We start from the raw sequence: 18,766 nt of genomic DNA, 5'->3' as shown, positions 1-18,766 counted from the left end.
TAAACACATGAGTAAAAAAAGAAGTAAATTTGTAGATGCGCATTGTCACTTAACAAATAGTTCATATTTATCAGAACACATCGATATGATTATTGAACAAGCGATATCAAATAATATTGAATTTTTAGTTGTTAATGGTGGACATGAAAAAGAAAATTTACAGATATTAAAATTGATTGAAAGATATAAACAGTTAAATATTTTAGTACCGGCCATCGGTATTCATCCTGAAGATGGAAATGATGAGAATGATTATTTAAGAGTTGAACCATTAATTAATGATTCTATTAAAGCTATTGGTGAAATCGGTTTGGATTATTATTATGAAGATGGTCCAAGTCGTGAAAATCAAATCAAAAGCATGGAAGGTCAATTAAAATTAGCTCAAAAATTTAATTTGCCAGTTGTAATCCATATTAGAGATAAAGAAGATTGTGATCAAGCTTATCAAGATGTTTATGATCTAATGAAAAAATACAAAGTTAAATTTATGTTACACACCTTTAGCGGAACTGTTGAATGAGCCGAAAAATTTAAAGAATTAGATGCATATTTTAGTTTTAGTGGAACTGTAACTTTTGCTTCAAATCAGAATGCTAGAAATGTAATAAAGATAGTTCCATTGAATAGAATTTTAGTTGAAACTGATAGTCCATACTTAAGACCACACCCATTTGTTGAAGAAAAAAATGAACCAAACAAGGTTTTATTTGTATCTTATTATATAGGTGGTTTATTAGAAATGGGTATGGATAAATTTGTATCAATTGTTAATAAAAACTTAAGAGAGTTGTTTAATATAAAGTAATGAAAAAAGAAGTCTATGCTAAAAAGAAGTTTGGTCAAAATTTTTTAATTGATCAAAATATTATTAAAAAAATAATTGATGTTTCACAACCAAAAAATAAAAATATTATTGAAATAGGACCAGGTCGCGGTGCATTGACAAAAATACTTGTTAAAGAAGCAAAAAAACTAGATTGTTTTGAAATTGATCCGGACATGGTTGAAATTTTAAAAAAGGAAATTCATGATGATAATTTCACACTTAACCAAATGGATTTTCTTGAGGCTGATTTACAAAACTATAAAAATTATGATGTTATTGCAAACATTCCATACTACATTACAACCGATATACTTTTTAAAATTTTTGATCAAGTAGAAAACTTTAATAGTGCTATTTTGATGGTTCAAAAAGAAGTTGCTCAAAGAATTATTGCTAAAAAAAATTCACCTGATTATTCAAAACTTTCACTAACTTGTCAATATTTAGCTGATTGTAAATTAGAATTTATTGTAAAAGCAAATTCATTTAACCCAGCTCCAAAAGTTGATTCAGCAATAATTTCATTAAAGTTTAAGAAGAATATGAAAAACTACTCTGAATTAAAAGAATTCTTTAAACTTTGTTTTTTAGCAAGAAGAAAAAAATTAACTTATTCTTTAACAAATAAGTTTTCAACAAATGCAATAAAAAAAGCATATGAAAAATTAAACATTGATGAAAATGTTAGAATTCAACAACTAGATCTAGAAGAAATTATAAAGTTACATCAATATTTAACAGAGTTTCAAAATTAGAATGTGTTAAACATTCTTTTTTATTGAAAAAAGATCAACAAATCAAACCTTTAAAATTTTTTATATTATAATTAAGTAAAAATTATAAAAAAGGTGGAGAAAATGAAAAAGAAAGATGTGATGCTTTTTGGTCTTGATAACTCTAAGACTTTAGCAAATAAAGTATCTGAAATTTTAAATATTCCTCTAACAGGAATTACCAAAACAGTTTACGCTGATGGTGAAATAATGATGGTTGCTGATGAAACAGTAAGAGGAAAAGATGTTTACATTATTGCAAACACTTCTAGACCTGTTAATGACAACATCATGGAATTATCTTTATTTTTAGATTCATTAAAAAGAGCTAGTGCTAGATCAATTACTGTTTGTTTAAGTTATTATGGTTATGCAAGACAAGATAGAAAAGCTGCGGGAAGACAACCTATTGGTGCTAAATTAGTTGCTGACTTTTTACAAAAAGCAGGTGCAACAAAATTAATTTGTGTTGACTTACACAACCCTTCAATTCAAGGATTTTTTGATATTCCAATCGACGATTTAAGAGGACAATATCCTTTGGCTAAAGCTTTGGTAGCTAGAAATGAGAAATTTACAGTTGTATCTCCAGACCATGGTGGAACTGTTAGAGCAAGAAGACTTGCTGAGTTAATTGCTAATACTGTAAGAATAAGTATTATTGATAAAAGAAGAACTGGTGTAAATCAAACTGAGGTTATGGGTCTTATTGGAAACATTGAAGATCAAAATGCAGTTATTATTGATGATATTATTGACACAGGTGGAACAATTTTAAAAGCTGTCGACGCTTTGAAAGAAAATGGAGCTAAAAAAATTATTGTTATGGCAAGTCATGGAATTTTTTCGAAAGGTTTTGATGCTTTTGAACAAAATCCTAATGTTGAAAAAGTTATTATTACTGACTCAATTGATAACTATGAATTAGCCAAAAAATACACAAAACTTGAAATTGTAAGTTTAGGTGAATTTTTAGCTGGTGTTATTGAATCATCAATTGAAGGAAAAAGTATTTCTGATTTATACACAAAATTCAAAAGGAATATTAAAAAAATATAATGACAAATAAAGAAATTGTTATTAATTATTGTAAAAACAATAATTATGATTTTTCTACACTTGAAAAATATGTTAATTTTATAGAAGAAAAGAACAAAGTAATGAATTTAACTGGTTTTTACGACGACAAACTATGGGGAGAAGGTATTTATGAATCTCTTATGTACATGGAAGAAGTTTGTAAAAGTCAAGAAAATATGGAAATTTTGGATATTGGCGCTGGGGTAGGTTTTCCATCAATACCTTTTGTTTTATTAAATAATAAAAATAAACTAACAATTTATGAACCCATTCAAAAAAGAGTTAATTTTCTGAATGAAGTTATAACAATGTTTAATATCCAAGACAGAGTTAAAGTTATCAGAACTCGTTCAGAAGAAGTTTTAGAAAAAAATATTTTCGATTTAATAGTTGCCAGAGCTGTGGCTGATGTTAGAAGTATGCTTATGAGTTCATTCCACTTATTAAAAATAAATGGAAATATGTCTTTGATAAAGGGACAAAATTACTCATCTGAAATAGAAAATGCTGAAGATATTTTAAAAAAACTTAAATATAACATTAATGTTAAGAAATTAGAAATTAATAATACTGACAAACACAACTTTATTGTTGAAATAACTAAATTAAGAAGCACACCAAAAGAATTCCCATATAAATGAAAAGACATAAAAAAATAGGAGAAATATATGAGTTATAAATTATTGAAGAATGATTTCTTTACATATGTAAACCAAGAATGATTAAAAAATACTCCAATCCCTTCCGATAGAAGTGAAATTAGTTCATATTCACAAAAAAGTCTTGAAATTGATGAAGAGTTAAGAAAATTAATGAAGAATTGAGCTGGAGACGAGAAATTAATTCCTAATGAATATAAAATTAAAGAAATGGTTAATTTTTACAAAATGCTTATTGATGTTGAAAATAGAGAAAAAACAGCATGAAAAAGCATAAAAAATGAAGTTGATTTAATTTTAAGTATCAATAATTACGATGAAATTTATAAAAAAATCAATGAATTTGAAGAAATTTTAGCTTTCGTACCCTTACAATTAAGTATTTCTGAAGATTTTATAAACAATAAAATTTATACTATATGAGCAAATGATTATAGAGGTTTATTACCTTCAAAAGAATATTATGAAGATGAAGAAAAGAAAACAAAGATACTAAATGCTGTTAAAAATGTTGCTTCAAAATTAATGAAGTTATATGGTTTTGATGATAAAAAAATCGAAAATATAATTTCGCAAGCTTTTGAATTTGATCAATTAGCGGCTCAATTCATGAAATCAAGCGAAGAAAAGGCAGATACAGCTAAATATTACAATCCTTATAAAATAGATGACTTTGTTAAAATTTTTAATAATTTTAATGTTAAAGATTACATTTTATATGCAATTAAAGAATTGCCAGATCAAATTGTTGTTGAAAATCCAAAATATATTAATAACTATAAAAATATCTACAATCAAGAAAATTTTGAAAAATTTAAATCACTTATCTTAGTTAAAAATTTCTTATTCTATGGTTCATTTTTAACTGAAGAAACTAGAAAAATTTCTTTTGAATTAACTCAAGTTCTTACTGGTGCTAAAGAAAATAAAAGTCTCGAAAAGTGAGCGTATTATTTAACATTATCATACTTCGGTGAAGTTTTTAGTTTATATTATGGTAAGAAAAACTTTAGTGATGAAGCTAAAGAAGATGTTAAAAAAATGGTTTATAAAATAATTGATGTATACAAAAATAGACTAAAACAAAATACATGATTATCAAGCGACACAATTAAAATGGCAATTAAAAAGCTAGAAAAAATTCAACCGATGGTTGGTTATCCAGATTATATTGAAAAATATTTTAATGAGTTTAATGTAATAAGTTTCGAAGAAAATGGAGATTTACTAAGTAATTTTAGATATTTGGATAAAGTTGTTACAAGATTTGAATATTCAAAATATAATCAAAATGTTGATGAAAATATTTGACATATGGGTTCGTATGAAGTGAATGCTTATTTCAATCCATTTTCTAATAGAATAGTTTTTCCCGCCGGTTATTTACAAGCTCCATTTTATGATTATAATGCTTCAAGTGGTAAAAATTATGGTGGTTTAGGTATGACAATAGGTCATGAAATTTCCCATGCCTTTGACAATAATGGTGCACAGTTTGATGAAAATGGTAGTTTCAATAATTGATGAACTGAGCAAGATTATGAAAATTTTAAAACCAAAACGAAAAAAATGATCGAACTATTTGATAATTATGAAACTGAATTTGGAAAAGTTAATGGAAAACTTACAGTTTCTGAAAATATAGCTGATAATGGAGGAATTATTTCGGCCTTAATTGCTGGTTCAAGTGAAAAAGATTTCAATCTTGATGATTTCTTCAAAAATTACGCATATTGCGAGAGAGGTTATGCAAATAAAGAACATTCAATTAGAAGATTATTAACAGATGTTCACTCGCCCGCTAAAGAAAGAGTTAATCTACAACTAAAAAACATCAAGGAATTCCAAGAATTTTACAATCTGGAAGAAGGCGATGAATTATTTTCTAAAAAAGAAGAAATTTTTGAAATTTGATAATGTAAATGACGTATTTTATGAAAAATCCATATAAATATACGTCTTTTTTATTTTTATGATTTAAAATAATTTATATTAAAAGGAGAAATTTTGATTGAATTAGAAAATATAAGTAAGAAATTTAATGATCAAGTTATCTTTGAGAATTTAAATTTAAGATTTCCTAAAAATAGGATGATCTTCATTACCGGTAGATCAGGTAGTGGCAAAACAACACTATTGAATTTAATTTTAGGGATTGAAAATTCAGATTCTGGCGAAATTTATATTGGAGATGAAAAAATAAAACTTAAAGAATACTTGAAAAATAACAAAATCGACTGTGTTTTTCAAAGTTATAATTTAGTTGAAAATATCTCAGCGATGGATAATATTTTAATCGCTAATCAAATAATTAATAGGGATATAGCTAAAACTGAAATAGTAGAATTAGCTAAAAAATTAGATATTTCTGAGGAAATATTGAATAAAGAAGTAAGTAAATTAAGCGGTGGTCAAAAACAAAGAATAGCAATTTTAAGATCAATAACTAGAGATTCTGAAATTATTTTATGTGACGAACCAACTGGGAATTTAGATCAAAATAATAGTGATGAAGTTTTTAAGATTTTATCTAGTTTAAAGTCTAGTAAAACAATAATTATAATTACTCATGATGTCAAATCAGCTAAACGTTATGGTGATTATATTTATGATTTAGAAAAAAATGTTTTAATAAATAACGAAGTCAACGAAATACAAAATACATTAATCAATAATAAAATTGAAGTTAAAATAAAAAATTCAAAATTAAAACCAACACTAAAATTAGTATGATCGGATTACAAAAAGAAATTTGTATTATTTATTTTACTAATATTATCATTTGTTTTTTCTACTTTACTTATTTCAACTTCAAATAATTTAATACATATCAATGAAAATATGGTGCAATCTAATGTTAATAAAGCTAATTTAGATCAATTTAACTTAGTTAAGAAAAATAAAGCAGTATTTACTAAAGAAGAAATTGAAAACATAACTAATAATTTTAATGTAAATAGAGTTGTAGAAGAATACAAATTTAATGAGCAATATTATTTAGTTAGTTATAATGATAAAAAAACAGTAATAAATAATTTAGAAATTGAAGGTTATGATAATATCGAGTCGAAAAGAAATGAAGTTCAAACATATTCAAACAAAGAAATTAAATTTTTGAAAGAAAATGAAATTATATTAAGTGGTAATATATTAGATAAATTTAAAATAAAACCAGAGGAAATAATAGGAAACAAAATCAACATTTATAATTATGAATTTAACGTTGTTGACATAAATTATTTAAGAACTACGGATAATAAATTTATACTAAGTTTTATAAATCCTAATACTAAATTAAAATTAGTTGAAGATAATTTTTTTGATAATGAAAGTTACATATTAAATTACAATGTTGATAATAAAAAGACACAGGTAAAATTTACAAATTTAATAAATGATAATGACTTAAAAATTATAGATGGTAGAAAAGTTAATAGTAGTAGTGAAATATTAATTTCATCATCGATCTACAATTCTAATATTAAATTAAATTTTGAGTATTTATTGCAAACGGAAAATAAAAACACTTATGTTAAAGTTGTTGGAGTTTTCGAATACGAAAAAAAAGCAATAGCAGGATCAGATGAATTCATAAAAAATATTAATAAAGCACAACCTAATTTTTTAAAAATTTATAGCGATGACTCAGAAATAAATAAAAAAATTCAAAATATTAATTACTTATATGAGATTTTCAAACCATCAACCCAATTTTTAGAAAAAATATTACAAAATTCTTTAGGACTTCATACAACTCTTAAATATGTTTCTTTATCAATTTCTTTAATATCGTTCTTGATTTTGATTATAACCGGAAAAATGTTAAATGATTCTAAAACTAAAGAAATAGGAATATTTAAAGTACTAGGAGCCAAAACTTTTGTATGCATGTTATATCATATAACATCTCTTATTGTAATTTTATTAATAGCAGGTATAATAAGTTTTTCACTTTATTATCCAATTCATTTATGGGTTTCTGGTTATATACAACTTATGGAGTTTCAAGTTAACATTGATTGAGTTTACAATTTCAAAGTGGTATCGATTACCTGAATTTCATTAACTATTCTTTCTATACTAATTTATACTATAATTTCTTTCAAAAAATTTAATGAAAAAACTTCAAATTTATTAAAATAATTCTAGAAGAAAAGAATATAAAAATCTTAAAAAACATTAATATACGTTAAATAGTGTTTTTTTATTTTTGAAATAAATCAAATGAAATTTTATATTCTTGCATTTCTTCCTTATGTATTTGTATTGATAAAATATGTAAGTAATACTGAACATTTTTTGATACTTATGTAAGTAAATAAAAATATTTGATGGAGAAAGAATGAAAAAAATTATAAAAGGCTTATTATTTTCATCTACAGTCGTTGCAATTGGTGCACCAACCGTAGTGGCAATTGAGTTAAATTCAAAAGAAGCTAAAGCTTGAACTGTGGATACTTCTAATATTTCTACTAATAAATATGCATATAAACGCGTTAATGGATTAGATTTATTTGTTGCAAATGAAGGAACTGTGAAAGTATCGCACAATTGATTTGTTCCTGATAAAGCGCATTGAGATGGAAAATCGTGATCTAATGTTGTAAAAGATAAGAAACCATACCAAATCCCTTACATTGCTATGACAACCAATTATTGAATCGATTACTGAGGAATTAATGGAGCGACTTTTTCAGGAGGGATAAGTGCCGGAACAAGTGGAGTAAATGCTTCTTTAGGTGGTTCGGTTTCAATATCAAAATCTGATAAAAGTTATCAAGAAACACTTACAACAACAAGTAGTGAACGAATAAAAAATGAATATAATGTTTCTGCCAGATTCTCAAGTTGAATTGATGGTTCCGTAAATGTTAGAACGCTTTTTAAATTGAATAATTCATATTATGTTTCGGTAGATACCGAAGTTAGTTCTATAAATAAAAATATTTATAATAGTTTTGAAGGTTCGCATTTTGATTAATATTAAAAACTTAAGTAAAAAATATGAAGACAAATATGTAATAAAAAATTTAAATGCAGAATTTAAGAAAAATAAATTAATTTTTATTACAGGTAGGTCAGGTTGTGGTAAGTCAACTTTGCTTAATATCATAGGTGGGTTGGAAAAATGTGATTCTGGCGAGATATTATTTGATAATAACGAAGTAGATTTTGAAAATAAAAAAGAAGAAATAAAGATAGATTATGTTTTTCAAAATTTTAATCTAATTGAAAATTTAAGTGGTTTACAAAATATTTTAATTTCAAATCAAATTATAAACAGGGAAGTTAATGTATCTGATATATATGAAATCGCAAAAGTGCTTAATATTTCCAAAAAAACTTTAAATAAAAAAGTGTCAAAACTAAGTGGTGGAGAAAAGCAAAGGATTGCGATCATACGTTCATTATCTAGAGGATCTGACATTTTACTTTGTGATGAACCAACTGGAAATTTAGATGCTAAAAATAGTGATGAGATCTTTAATTTACTTTCAAAATTAAAAGATTCTAAAACTATTATTGTAGTTTCCCACGATCTTGAATCTGCAAAAAAATATGGTGATTATATCTTTGATATGGAAACAAAAATGATGATGGAAAATAAATTACCGTCAGTGGACAAAAAACCAGTCGTTAATGTTAAAAGTCATAAGACAAAATTTAGCAAATATAAACCAATTTTAAGTTTAACTTGATCTGATTTTAAGAGAAAATGATTACTATTTTTATTAGTACTTTTAACATTTGTAACAACATGCATATCAACAAGTACAGCTGTTAACTTAACACAAAAAACTTTTAATATAAATTCATCGTATAAAAATCAAATTGAGCAAAATATTTACGAAGTTGAAACAAAACACCACTCAAGTTATATCACCAGCTATGACTTAGAACATATTAATGATAAAGGCTTTGATTACATTTCACAAAATTACATAACACGAATTCCATATTATTATATTAATGGTGAAAAAACGTTTCTTGAAGATATATTTTTTGTGGATAATGGTGAATATTTATCAAATAATATTTGAATTAATTCAAATAAAAAAATTCCATTTTTAAATGATAATGAAATTATTTTAGGAAAAGATATTGTAGATAAATTAAAAATAGAAGATCCTATAGGTAAGAAATTTGAAATACTTATATCAAAAAATGATGAAGAAATTAAACAAGAATTTACAATAATTGGAATTAATGAAAATATTAATATTAGAGATATTTATTACACATATTTAAATAAAAATGTTTCGTTTAATTGAAGTTATGATATTGCAAAAATATTTAGTAAAGATGTTTATCTTGAAAATATCACCTTGAATGGGAAACCAACACCCTCATTCGACTCGACTAAGATACAAAAAGTCTTACCTCAAAATGATAATATCAAAATTTTAAATGGTAGATATATAGAAAACTATGATGAAATTTTAATTCCATCCAGCAATGTTTATGGGGATAAAAAATATTTAAACGAATATTTTAATATTGGTGGAATTTATAGAGGTTTTTACGTAAAGGTTGTCGGGATATACGAAAACGATAGTGACGAAATAATGATTTCCAATGATTTATATAATATAAAAAATGAAAATGTATTCAAGTCTATTAATATTTATACAGATGACAAAAACAAAATAGAAGAGTTAGAAAAAGAAGGATATAGGATTATTAATTACACGGATGAAGCTATCGCTAAAATTGTAAGTAGTCAAAATTCTACATCAATTATTTTAGCCTATATTTCTTTTGCTTTAGCTTTATTGTCATTGCTCTTCATAACTGTTTTTAGCTTTATGAGTATCCATTCAAAACGTAAAATAATTGGAATATTAAAAGTCTATGGTGCTAAACCTTTTCAAAGTTTAATGTACCATATATCAATTATCGTTTTATTAATGATATTAACATTAATTGTTTCCTTAATTTTTGTTCAACCCATTCAATTTTTACTATATTCAAATATGAATAGTTTTGCTAAAATAACACCTATTGTCACTGAGGTATATGCAAAAACCTTGATTACATGGATAATAATTTTTAGTCTTACCATTTTTATATATACATCAATTTCCCTTAGTACTTTTTTTAAAAAAAGCTTACTTTTATTAAGGGGTTAATGCCTAAAATACAGAATTGCTCTGTATTTTTATATTTATTTGATTATTTTGTAAGATCCATAAAAATGAAATACTCATCGCTTATTATAAAGAATTAAATATATTGAATCAAAGCGTTTGAATGTATTAACAAATTTTGTTTTATTTTATTTTTGATCTATACCCGTGATTTTTAAACCCAAAAATAATATATTTATATCAAAATTTATTAAAATAAAATCAGAAAGGAAAAATGAAAAAAATATATAAAAAATATTTATTGATTTCAAGTTTAATTCTTGGAACATTGTTTATTTCTATTCCAACAGTAATTTTAGTTAGTAAAAAAATTAAGACTAAAAGAACAATTAATTCATTACCATTTATGATCGTAGAACCACTTAATACTGATATATATGATGATTTAATTGAATCTAAATTAGTCAAAAATAAAGGTTTTATAAATATATATAACACAAAAGAAGTATCATCATTAGACACATTATATGAATTTAATAAACTTTCAAAGCTATTGAATTTAGATAATAATTGATTAAATAACGAAATCAGTGAACTGATTAATACCGTTAATTTTGAAACATATAGCTATGATACTGATTTTATAAAGTCTTTGTATTTATCTGAAGAAAACAATAAGTTGAATTTATATAAACTTGATAGGAACATAGAAAAATTTTGAAATTATGAATTGTGTGTTTTTGAATTTTTTCCTTATTCTGAGACTAATTTAGATTATATTGTAACAATGTCATCTAGAATTTATAATTTTTTTATAGATAAACATATTGATAAATTTAAAGACAAATATAATTTTGCACGTTATGCTGAGTATGTTTTGAATAATTTTAATTTAGATAAAACAGATGATTGGGTTATTATAGAATGTTTATATACTATTATTAATTCAAAAAGTAATGTCAAATTAAAAACTGATGAGATTAAAAAATGACTTGATCAAAAAATCGATATATTAATTAATACAGATTTACATTATTCTGAAATTATTTTAAAGTTTTTTTATAATGATAATTGAGAAAATATTTTAAAAGAAAAACTTTCCCAAATGTCAGAAATTACACTTCTTGAAAAATATCCAAATTGAATTTATGATTATATGATTTCATTTAATGACGGAAAATCAAATGATTTACTAATTAAGTATATGAAAAATAATCAAAATTGATTATATTCATGATATACATTCTCATCATTAAATATATATTTTAGTTTATGTATAACTAAAAATAGCGAAATTTATTATTCTAAAATATCTAATTCAATAGAAAACAATATTAATGAATTAATTAATAATAATGACTATCAAAACATAAAAAATTTAGTTGAGATGTATTTTTACATAAAAATAATTTACAAATATGATAAAAACTTTTTAAGTATGAATTTATCAAAAATTATTGAAAAATTAAATGATTGAATGAAATATAACCGTTCAAATACAGCATATTTATATGCATTAAAATCATTAAATATTTTGGCTAACGAGAATGAAACAACATACATTTACAATGAACAGCTTGAACTAGTAGACGAAAATATTGATAATTTTAATTTAAATACTAATAATATGTCCATTGATCATGTAGTAAATTTAATGTTTATTGCTAAATTGGTGGGTTCTAATAAATATGATGAATTAAAAGATAAAGTGTTAAAAAACAAAGAATCCTTTACCAAAAGTACTATTGAATTATCAACATTTTATGAATTGAAAGAAAACATGAAAATGTTAAATTTAAGCACAGAATTTTCAGATGTATTAAATTATTATGATGATATGTTTATCAATATTATTCCTGAAAATTCAGACAAAGCCATAGAAATATATTTTAAAAACAGTATTTAACATTATTAATATAAATAAAAAGACATAGTAATTAAACTAGAAACAAAAGTGATAAAATGCTGTGAACTTTTGTTCTACAAGTATATGATACTCACAGGTTGTGGCATTGATAACAACAAACGAAAAAAATTAAACATTGAGAAAAGGAATAAATAAGTATGAATATCTTCCAAAATCACAAAAACAAAAAAATAATTTTATTAAGTGTTTTTTTAATCATAATTTTCATCATACTAATATCTGTCTTTTTTGCTAAATTTATAATTATTAAAATTGATGGTGTTTCAATGTTGCCTCATTACAAAAATGATAGCCTTCATCTAGTTATAAAAACTAATAATTTTACAAATTTAGACGATGTATTAATTAACAAAAACGGCTCATTAATAGTTAAAAAATTGGTAGGATTAAGTGGTGATCATATATTCTTATCAAATAATAAAATTTTGCTAAACAATCAAGACATAACTAATTATTTTATTACTGATAATTTTATAACCGATGAAATTAATATTATTGTTCCAAATAATTCATATTTTGTTTTAGGAACAAATTTATCTAAAAGTAATGATAGCTTAAATTTTGGTTTTTTAACAAGAGAATCAATGATAGGTAAACTATTAATTTAATATTGATTAACCCTACAATGAAGATTTATTAACTTACATTTTACAATACAGATTAATTCTGTATTTTTTTATTTCAACTCAAAATTGACTTGTAATATAATAAAAATATGAAAATATTTAGAATAAAATCAACTAACCCTTACACAACTTTAAGCATAGAAGAATTAATTACAAGCGACCCAGAAATGACTGGTGATATCTTTTTAATTTATCAACATGATAACGCTGTAATTATCGGAAGAAATCAAAATGCTTATGAAGAAATAAAAAAAGATTATATTGAAGAAAATAAAATAGAATTAGCAAGAAGAATTAGTGGTGGTGGAGCTGTTTACCACGATTTAGGAAACATTAATTTCTCATTTATTACTGATTACAATAAGCAGGCAGGATATGAAAAATTTTTAAAACCAATTATTAGTTTTTTAAATTCACTGGGGTTAAATGCAGAATTCCATGGTAGAAATGATATTTTATGTAATGGAGCTAAAATAAGTGGTAATGCACAATTTATTAAAGGAAATAGAATAGTATCTCATGGAACTTTATTATTTGATGTGGATTTAACAAAATTATCTAATGCATTAAATCCCTCAAAATTAAAATTAGAATCAAAAGGTATTCAATCAATTCGACAACGGGTAACAAACATAGCAAAAGAACTTAATTATTCAATGAAAGTTGAAGAGTTTATAGAAAAGTTAATGGAACATTTTGTTAAAAATGGAGATGGTGAAATTGCAGAAATTCCATATGCAAAATATGAAAACAAACTAAAAGAGATGATTGAATTCAAAAAATCTAATGAATGACTTTACAACAAAAATGCCGATTTTCAAGCATCAAATGCTAAAAAATTCCCAGGTGGTATTTTAAAAATAAAATACAACATAGAAAACAACAAATTCAAAGAAATCGTTTTTGAGGGTGATTTTTTAAGTAAATTGGACGTTAATGAAATTATAGATAACTTTATTGGTTTAGATTATTCAAAAGATGCCGTTACTAATGTACTAACATCGATTAAATTTGAAGAATATTTCGGAACTCTACAAATTAATGAAATTTTAGAATTGATTTTTGGATAATGCTTTTAAGAGATAAAATAAACAATTTTGAAATAAATTATTATGTTGAGGAAATTCAAAATAATAAACCAATTGTACTTTTCTTGCATGGTTTTGCAGACAGTTATCGAACATTCATAAAACTTTTTAATTCAAATGAATATAATTCTGTAGCTATAGATTTTCCTGGATGTGGACAATCAGTTTACAATAATGAATTAAAAATTGAAGATTACCAAAATTTAGTTGAAGAATTTATAAACAAAAACTTTAGTGATAAAGATGTATTTATTGTTTCTCACTCTTTGGGCTCTGCATCAGCGCTGCATGCGCTTAAAAAAAATAAAAATGTTAAATATTGTTTATTAATAGCTCCTTTTAATTATTTAATAGCAAATAATCATAATCATGTTGAAATAATGCTCAATAGATTATTACCTAGAACTTTTGATAATATTTATGAATCTTACACATCATTATTTTACAATCCAAGTGAATTAGTCAAAAATGCAGCTGAAAGACGTGCGATAAGTTTTGAAACGATTTCAAGACAAAGGCTAAATAATTTTGAATATATGGTTAAAAATCAAATATTAAATAAAGAATATAATAATTCAATTAAAAAATTATTCACTCAAAAAAACTATTCAATTATAAGTGGAATTGAAGACAAGTTTGTACCTATTAATGACTTAAAACAAGTGGTTTTAGATAATAAGTATATTAATTTAGAAATGATAAATAATTGTGGACACGCAACAATTTATGAAGGATTTGATGATGTTAAAAATAAAATTTTGCAAATATTAAAAGACAAAAAAATATAAAATTATATTGGAGGTTTTTATGGCAGATTATTCAGATTATTCAACATTTTCAACCGCTTCAGGACAAAATTTACCTTATGTTGTTATTCAAGTGACATTAAAAGAAAAATTCCTTGGTACAGGTTCAGGCAACTTAAGCGATTTAGAAGAAGTTATAAATACACAAGCAGCAAAAGGATATAGACTACATACTATTTCTACTGTAAATAGCTCAAGTAAAGGATTGTTGGGTGGAGATAGAATTCAAGCAACAATGGTTTTTGAAAGAAATGATATAAGATAATTTTCATGCCTATGGCATGATTTTTATTATTAAATTGAATAATAAAACATTTTTAAAATGGTATTATTAATAATAATATGAGATTAATTGTTGGTTTAGGAAACCCTGGTAAAGAATATGAATTAACAAGACATAACGCAGGGTTTATGGTTATTGATAAAATTTGTGAAAAATTAAACGTTTCACTAAATAAGAGTAGAGCAAATGGTGAATTTGTCAAAGTTGATGATTTAATTATAGCTAAGCCATTAACTTATATGAATAATTCAGGTGATTTTGTTGCTAATCTTTGTTCGTTCTTCAAAATTTCTTGAGATGACGTTTTAGTTATACACGACGAAAAAGACTTCAAAGTAGGACAGGCATCAATCAAAATTGGCGGTAGTGACGCTGGACATAATGGTATAAAAAACATAACTCAAAGATTAGGAAATCCAAACTATAAAAGAATTAGAATTGGAATTGGACAAAATCCAAATAAAGAACTAAAAGATCATGTTCTTGGACGCTTTAGTAGTGAAGAATTATTATTCTTAGAACCAGTGCTTAATTTAGCTGCAGATGCTGCTATTTCATTCGCTTTCAACGACATCACGACTGTAATGAACTCTTTTAATGGTAAGTTAAAAAAGAGGTTAGATGAACAGTCTAAAACAACTTAAAAATAATAAATTATTAATTGCTGTTAGTGGTGGTCCTGATAGCATGTTTTTGTTATATTTATGTAATAAGTTAGATCTTGATATTGATGTAGCATTTGTGAACTATAATCAGCGTGAAGATAGCTGAAAGGATGAAAAAATAGTAAGTGATTTTTGCAGTAATAAAAATATTAATCTTCATAAATTAATATTAAACAAATCAGATTATGTTAAAAACAATTTTCAAGATTGAGCACGCAAACAACGGTATTTATTTTTTGAAGAAATTTACAAAAAAATAGATGCAGATTATTTATTAGTAGCACACCATAAAGATGATTTAATAGAAACTTATTTTTTACATAAAAAACAAAACAAGAATAAATTTTCTTGTGGAATAAAAGAAAGTAATTTTATTTATAGTATGCATATTTATAGACCGCTTTTATATAAATATTTTAAGAAACAAATTAAAGTTTTATGTGATAAAAAAAATATTAAATATGCGGTTGATTTCACAAATGAACTACCTAAGTATGAGAGAAATAAAATTCGTTTAAAGTTTTCAAATTTTCCTTTTTTTGTAAAGAATTTAATTGTTTGACATATTAAAGTGAAGCAAAAACTTTGTATAAAGAAAGATAACAAAGTTAATAAATTTTATAAGTTATGAAAGGAAAAACAATTTGATCAAGAATATTTTAAAAATTTAAGATTTAAAGATAGTTTGATTTATAAATATATTAATGAAAATTATAAAGAAATTAACCTAACTAAAATGAAGATTAATTCAATAATTGACTTCATTTTATCTGATAATAGAACAAGCAAATATAAACTAAAAAATGATGTTTTCATCATTAAAATAAAAGGAAAGTTATATTTAAATTAATTTAACATTAAAGTATAATTTTAAAATACTATATTAAAGAAAGGAAAGAATGAAAAATAATAAACCAAACCAAAGAAAAATCTGAGGTTACAGTATATTAGCAATACTTCTTTTAGGGATTGCTGCATGAATTCTATTGGATTTACTAAAGTTTTCAGCTTACAGAGATTCAACTTTTGGTGAATTAATAAAACATCTTGAAGAAATTGTTCGTGTTGGTGTTAGTGATAAAAACAAAATTAAAAATATTGTTTATGATCCATCTACAAATTTAACCACTTGAACATACATTAAAGATGGTGTGGAGTTACATTATAGAGCCGGTGGAGCTCTTCAAAGTTACATTAGTATTTTTAACGGTCATAATTTTAACGGTTTAAGTTTTACTGATTTACTTTACGAAGCATCAAATAAAACTTTTGATATAAGTCAAGCAGTTCCAAAACAAACTCCTACAATTGTTGGTTGATTTATTGCACTTTTACCAACTATATTAATAGTTGGTATAGTTGGGTTTTCGATTTGATCAATGTTTAAAATGAATTCTGGAGCAGGTGGTTCTGGAATTCTTGGCGATAAAAGTCCAGCCCAAAAAATTATTTCTGACAAAAAATTTAAAGATGTTGCTGGTAATCAGGAACCTATTGAAGAAATTAAAGAAATTGTAGATTATTTAAAAAATCCTAAAAAATATAAAGACTCTGGTGCAAGGATGCCTCATGGTATTTTATTAGGTGGTCCTCCAGGTACAGGTAAAACACTTATTGCTAAAGCAACTGCTGGTGAAGCGAATGTTCCTTTTTATTACATTTCAGCATCAAGTTTTGTAGAAATGTTTGTTGGTCTTGGAGCAAAAAGAGTTAGACAAGTTGTTGCTGAAGCTAGAAAAAATCCAGCTGCTATTATTTTTATCGATGAATTAGATGCAATCGGTAGAACAAGAGGAAGTGGTATTGGTGGTGGTCATGATGAACGTGAGCAAACATTGAATCAATTGCTTGTTGAAATGGATGGGATGGAATCGAATGCCGGTATCTTATACATCGCCGCAACAAACCGTGTTGATGTTCTTGATCCTGCTTTAACTCGTCCAGGTAGATTTGACAGAACTATTACTGTTGGATTACCAAATGTTAAAGAACGTGAAGAGATCTTAAAATTACATGCAAAAGGCAAAAGATTTGATACAAATGTTGATTTTAAAAATATTGCTAAAAGAACGCCAGGATATTCTGGTGCTCAATTAGAAAATGTTATTAATGAAGCGACATTATTATCTGTAAGAGAAAACTCAAATAAAATAACATTGGCGATTCTTGATGAAGCTATTGACCGTGTAATGTCAGGACCAGCTAAAAAAACTAGAGTTATTACAAAAGAAGAACAAACTATGGTTGCATATCATGAAGCTGGACATGCTGTCGTTGGTATTAAAGTTCCTTCAGCAAGTAAAGTTCAAAAAATTACTATAGTTCCTCGTGGTGATGCCGGTGGTTATAACTTAATTATTCCTGAGGAAGAAAAATATAACATGACTAAAAGTGAGTTGCTTGCTACTATCGCAAGTTACATGGGTGGTCGTGCTGCTGAATCTATTGTTTATGGACAAGAGAACATTTCTACTGGTGCTGGTAGTGATATTGATAGAGCTACTAATATTGCTAGAAAAATGGTTACACAATATGGTATGAGTGATCTTGGACCAGTTAAGTATGAAAATGACGAGGGTAGTCCATTCCTAGGAAGAACATTAGCAACAAACAGCAACTATAGTTCAAAAATCGGACATGAAATAGACTTAGAAGTAAGAAAAATAATTAGCAATGCTTTAGAATTAGCTACAAAAACAATTCAAGAAAACAGAGAGTTATTAGAACTCATTAAAGAGAGATTACTACAAAAAGAAACTATTGTTTCTGAAGAAATCGATTATATTGCCAAGAATCTTAAATTACCTGAAGATCCTGAAGATGAAATTGTTGAGAGCAAAGATGAAAAAGTAAGTATTGATGATTTAATAAAAAGTGTAGAAGAATAAGAGAATTACGGATTTCCGTAATTTTTATTTCTATAAAAAGGGTAATTTCTTCAA

General features: G+C 25.0%; 16 protein-coding genes. All 16 read left to right on the top strand.

The genetic code is table 4. The annotated features are described in order from the left end of the window. The first annotated feature begins 7 nt into the window (after positions 1-7). Positions 8-808 (top strand): TatD family hydrolase, encoded by an 801-nt coding sequence (locus tag FOY43_RS02950; RefSeq protein WP_146309049.1) that lies wholly within the window; start codon positions 8-10, stop codon positions 806-808. Then, positions 808-1,584, top strand: coding sequence for a 16S rRNA (adenine(1518)-N(6)/adenine(1519)-N(6))-dimethyltransferase RsmA (rsmA, locus tag FOY43_RS02945; protein WP_146309048.1), 777 nt, complete (start codon positions 808-810; stop codon positions 1,582-1,584). Before FOY43_RS02950 ends, rsmA begins: the two co-directional genes overlap by 1 nt. A gap of 102 nt (positions 1,585-1,686) precedes the next feature. Next, the gene (locus tag FOY43_RS02940) at positions 1,687-2,661 is read left to right on the top strand and encodes a ribose-phosphate pyrophosphokinase (RefSeq protein ID WP_146309047.1); all 975 of its coding nucleotides are present in this window, start codon (positions 1,687-1,689) and stop codon (positions 2,659-2,661) included. Then, positions 2,661-3,341, top strand: a complete 681-nt coding sequence (rsmG, locus tag FOY43_RS02935) for a 16S rRNA (guanine(527)-N(7))-methyltransferase RsmG (RefSeq protein WP_146309046.1) — start codon at positions 2,661-2,663, stop codon at positions 3,339-3,341. The genes FOY43_RS02940 and rsmG overlap by 1 nt, the downstream gene beginning before the upstream one ends. 9 nt (positions 3,342-3,350) lie before the next feature. Beyond that, a complete protein-coding gene (locus FOY43_RS02930; protein WP_146309045.1) occupies positions 3,351-5,258 on the top strand; it encodes a M13 family metallopeptidase in 1,908 nt (635 codons plus the stop codon). Positions 5,259-5,348: 90 nt separating this feature from the next. Next, positions 5,349-7,484, top strand: coding sequence for an ATP-binding cassette domain-containing protein (locus FOY43_RS02925; protein ID WP_146309044.1), 2,136 nt, complete (start codon positions 5,349-5,351; stop codon positions 7,482-7,484). A gap of 199 nt (positions 7,485-7,683) precedes the next feature. Beyond that, positions 7,684-8,322 (top strand): hypothetical protein, encoded by a 639-nt coding sequence (locus FOY43_RS02920; protein WP_146309043.1) that lies wholly within the window; start codon positions 7,684-7,686, stop codon positions 8,320-8,322. After that, positions 8,300-10,471, top strand: a complete 2,172-nt coding sequence (locus FOY43_RS02915; RefSeq protein ID WP_146309042.1) for an ABC transporter ATP-binding protein — start codon at positions 8,300-8,302, stop codon at positions 10,469-10,471. Before FOY43_RS02920 ends, FOY43_RS02915 begins: the two co-directional genes overlap by 23 nt. Before the next feature lie 232 nt (positions 10,472-10,703). After that, entirely contained in the window at positions 10,704-12,335 is a 1,632-nt protein-coding gene (locus tag FOY43_RS02910) for a hypothetical protein (protein WP_146309041.1), read from the top strand. A gap of 158 nt (positions 12,336-12,493) precedes the next feature. Beyond that, positions 12,494-12,964 (top strand): signal peptidase I, encoded by a 471-nt coding sequence (gene lepB, locus FOY43_RS02905; protein WP_146309040.1) that lies wholly within the window; start codon positions 12,494-12,496, stop codon positions 12,962-12,964. Between the two features lie 107 nt (positions 12,965-13,071). After that, positions 13,072-14,052, top strand: a complete 981-nt coding sequence (locus FOY43_RS02900; protein ID WP_146309039.1) for a lipoate--protein ligase — start codon at positions 13,072-13,074, stop codon at positions 14,050-14,052. After that, positions 14,052-14,858, top strand: coding sequence for an alpha/beta fold hydrolase (locus FOY43_RS02895; RefSeq protein ID WP_146309038.1), 807 nt, complete (start codon positions 14,052-14,054; stop codon positions 14,856-14,858). Before FOY43_RS02900 ends, FOY43_RS02895 begins: the two co-directional genes overlap by 1 nt. A gap of 19 nt (positions 14,859-14,877) precedes the next feature. Then, positions 14,878-15,141, top strand: a complete 264-nt coding sequence (locus FOY43_RS02890; RefSeq protein WP_146309037.1) for a DUF4177 domain-containing protein — start codon at positions 14,878-14,880, stop codon at positions 15,139-15,141. 77 nt (positions 15,142-15,218) lie between these two features. Next, positions 15,219-15,803 (top strand): aminoacyl-tRNA hydrolase, encoded by a 585-nt coding sequence (gene pth / locus FOY43_RS02885; RefSeq protein ID WP_146309036.1) that lies wholly within the window; start codon positions 15,219-15,221, stop codon positions 15,801-15,803. Further along, the gene (gene tilS / locus FOY43_RS02880) at positions 15,781-16,674 is read left to right on the top strand and encodes a tRNA lysidine(34) synthetase TilS (protein WP_146309035.1); all 894 of its coding nucleotides are present in this window, start codon (positions 15,781-15,783) and stop codon (positions 16,672-16,674) included. Before pth ends, tilS begins: the two co-directional genes overlap by 23 nt. Positions 16,675-16,723: 49 nt before the next feature. Beyond that, on the top strand, positions 16,724-18,712 hold the full coding sequence (gene ftsH, locus FOY43_RS02875) for an ATP-dependent zinc metalloprotease FtsH (protein ID WP_146309034.1): 1,989 nt from the start codon (positions 16,724-16,726) through the stop codon (positions 18,710-18,712). Positions 18,713-18,766: the final 54 nt, after the last annotated feature.

The organism is Mycoplasma anserisalpingitidis, assembly GCF_007858495.1.
GTDB lineage: Bacteria > Bacillota_I > Bacilli_A > Mycoplasmatales > Metamycoplasmataceae > Mycoplasmopsis > Mycoplasmopsis anserisalpingitidis_A.
The sequence above is the reverse complement of the archived record's forward strand: the minus strand, read 5'-3'. Positions and strand labels throughout refer to the sequence as shown.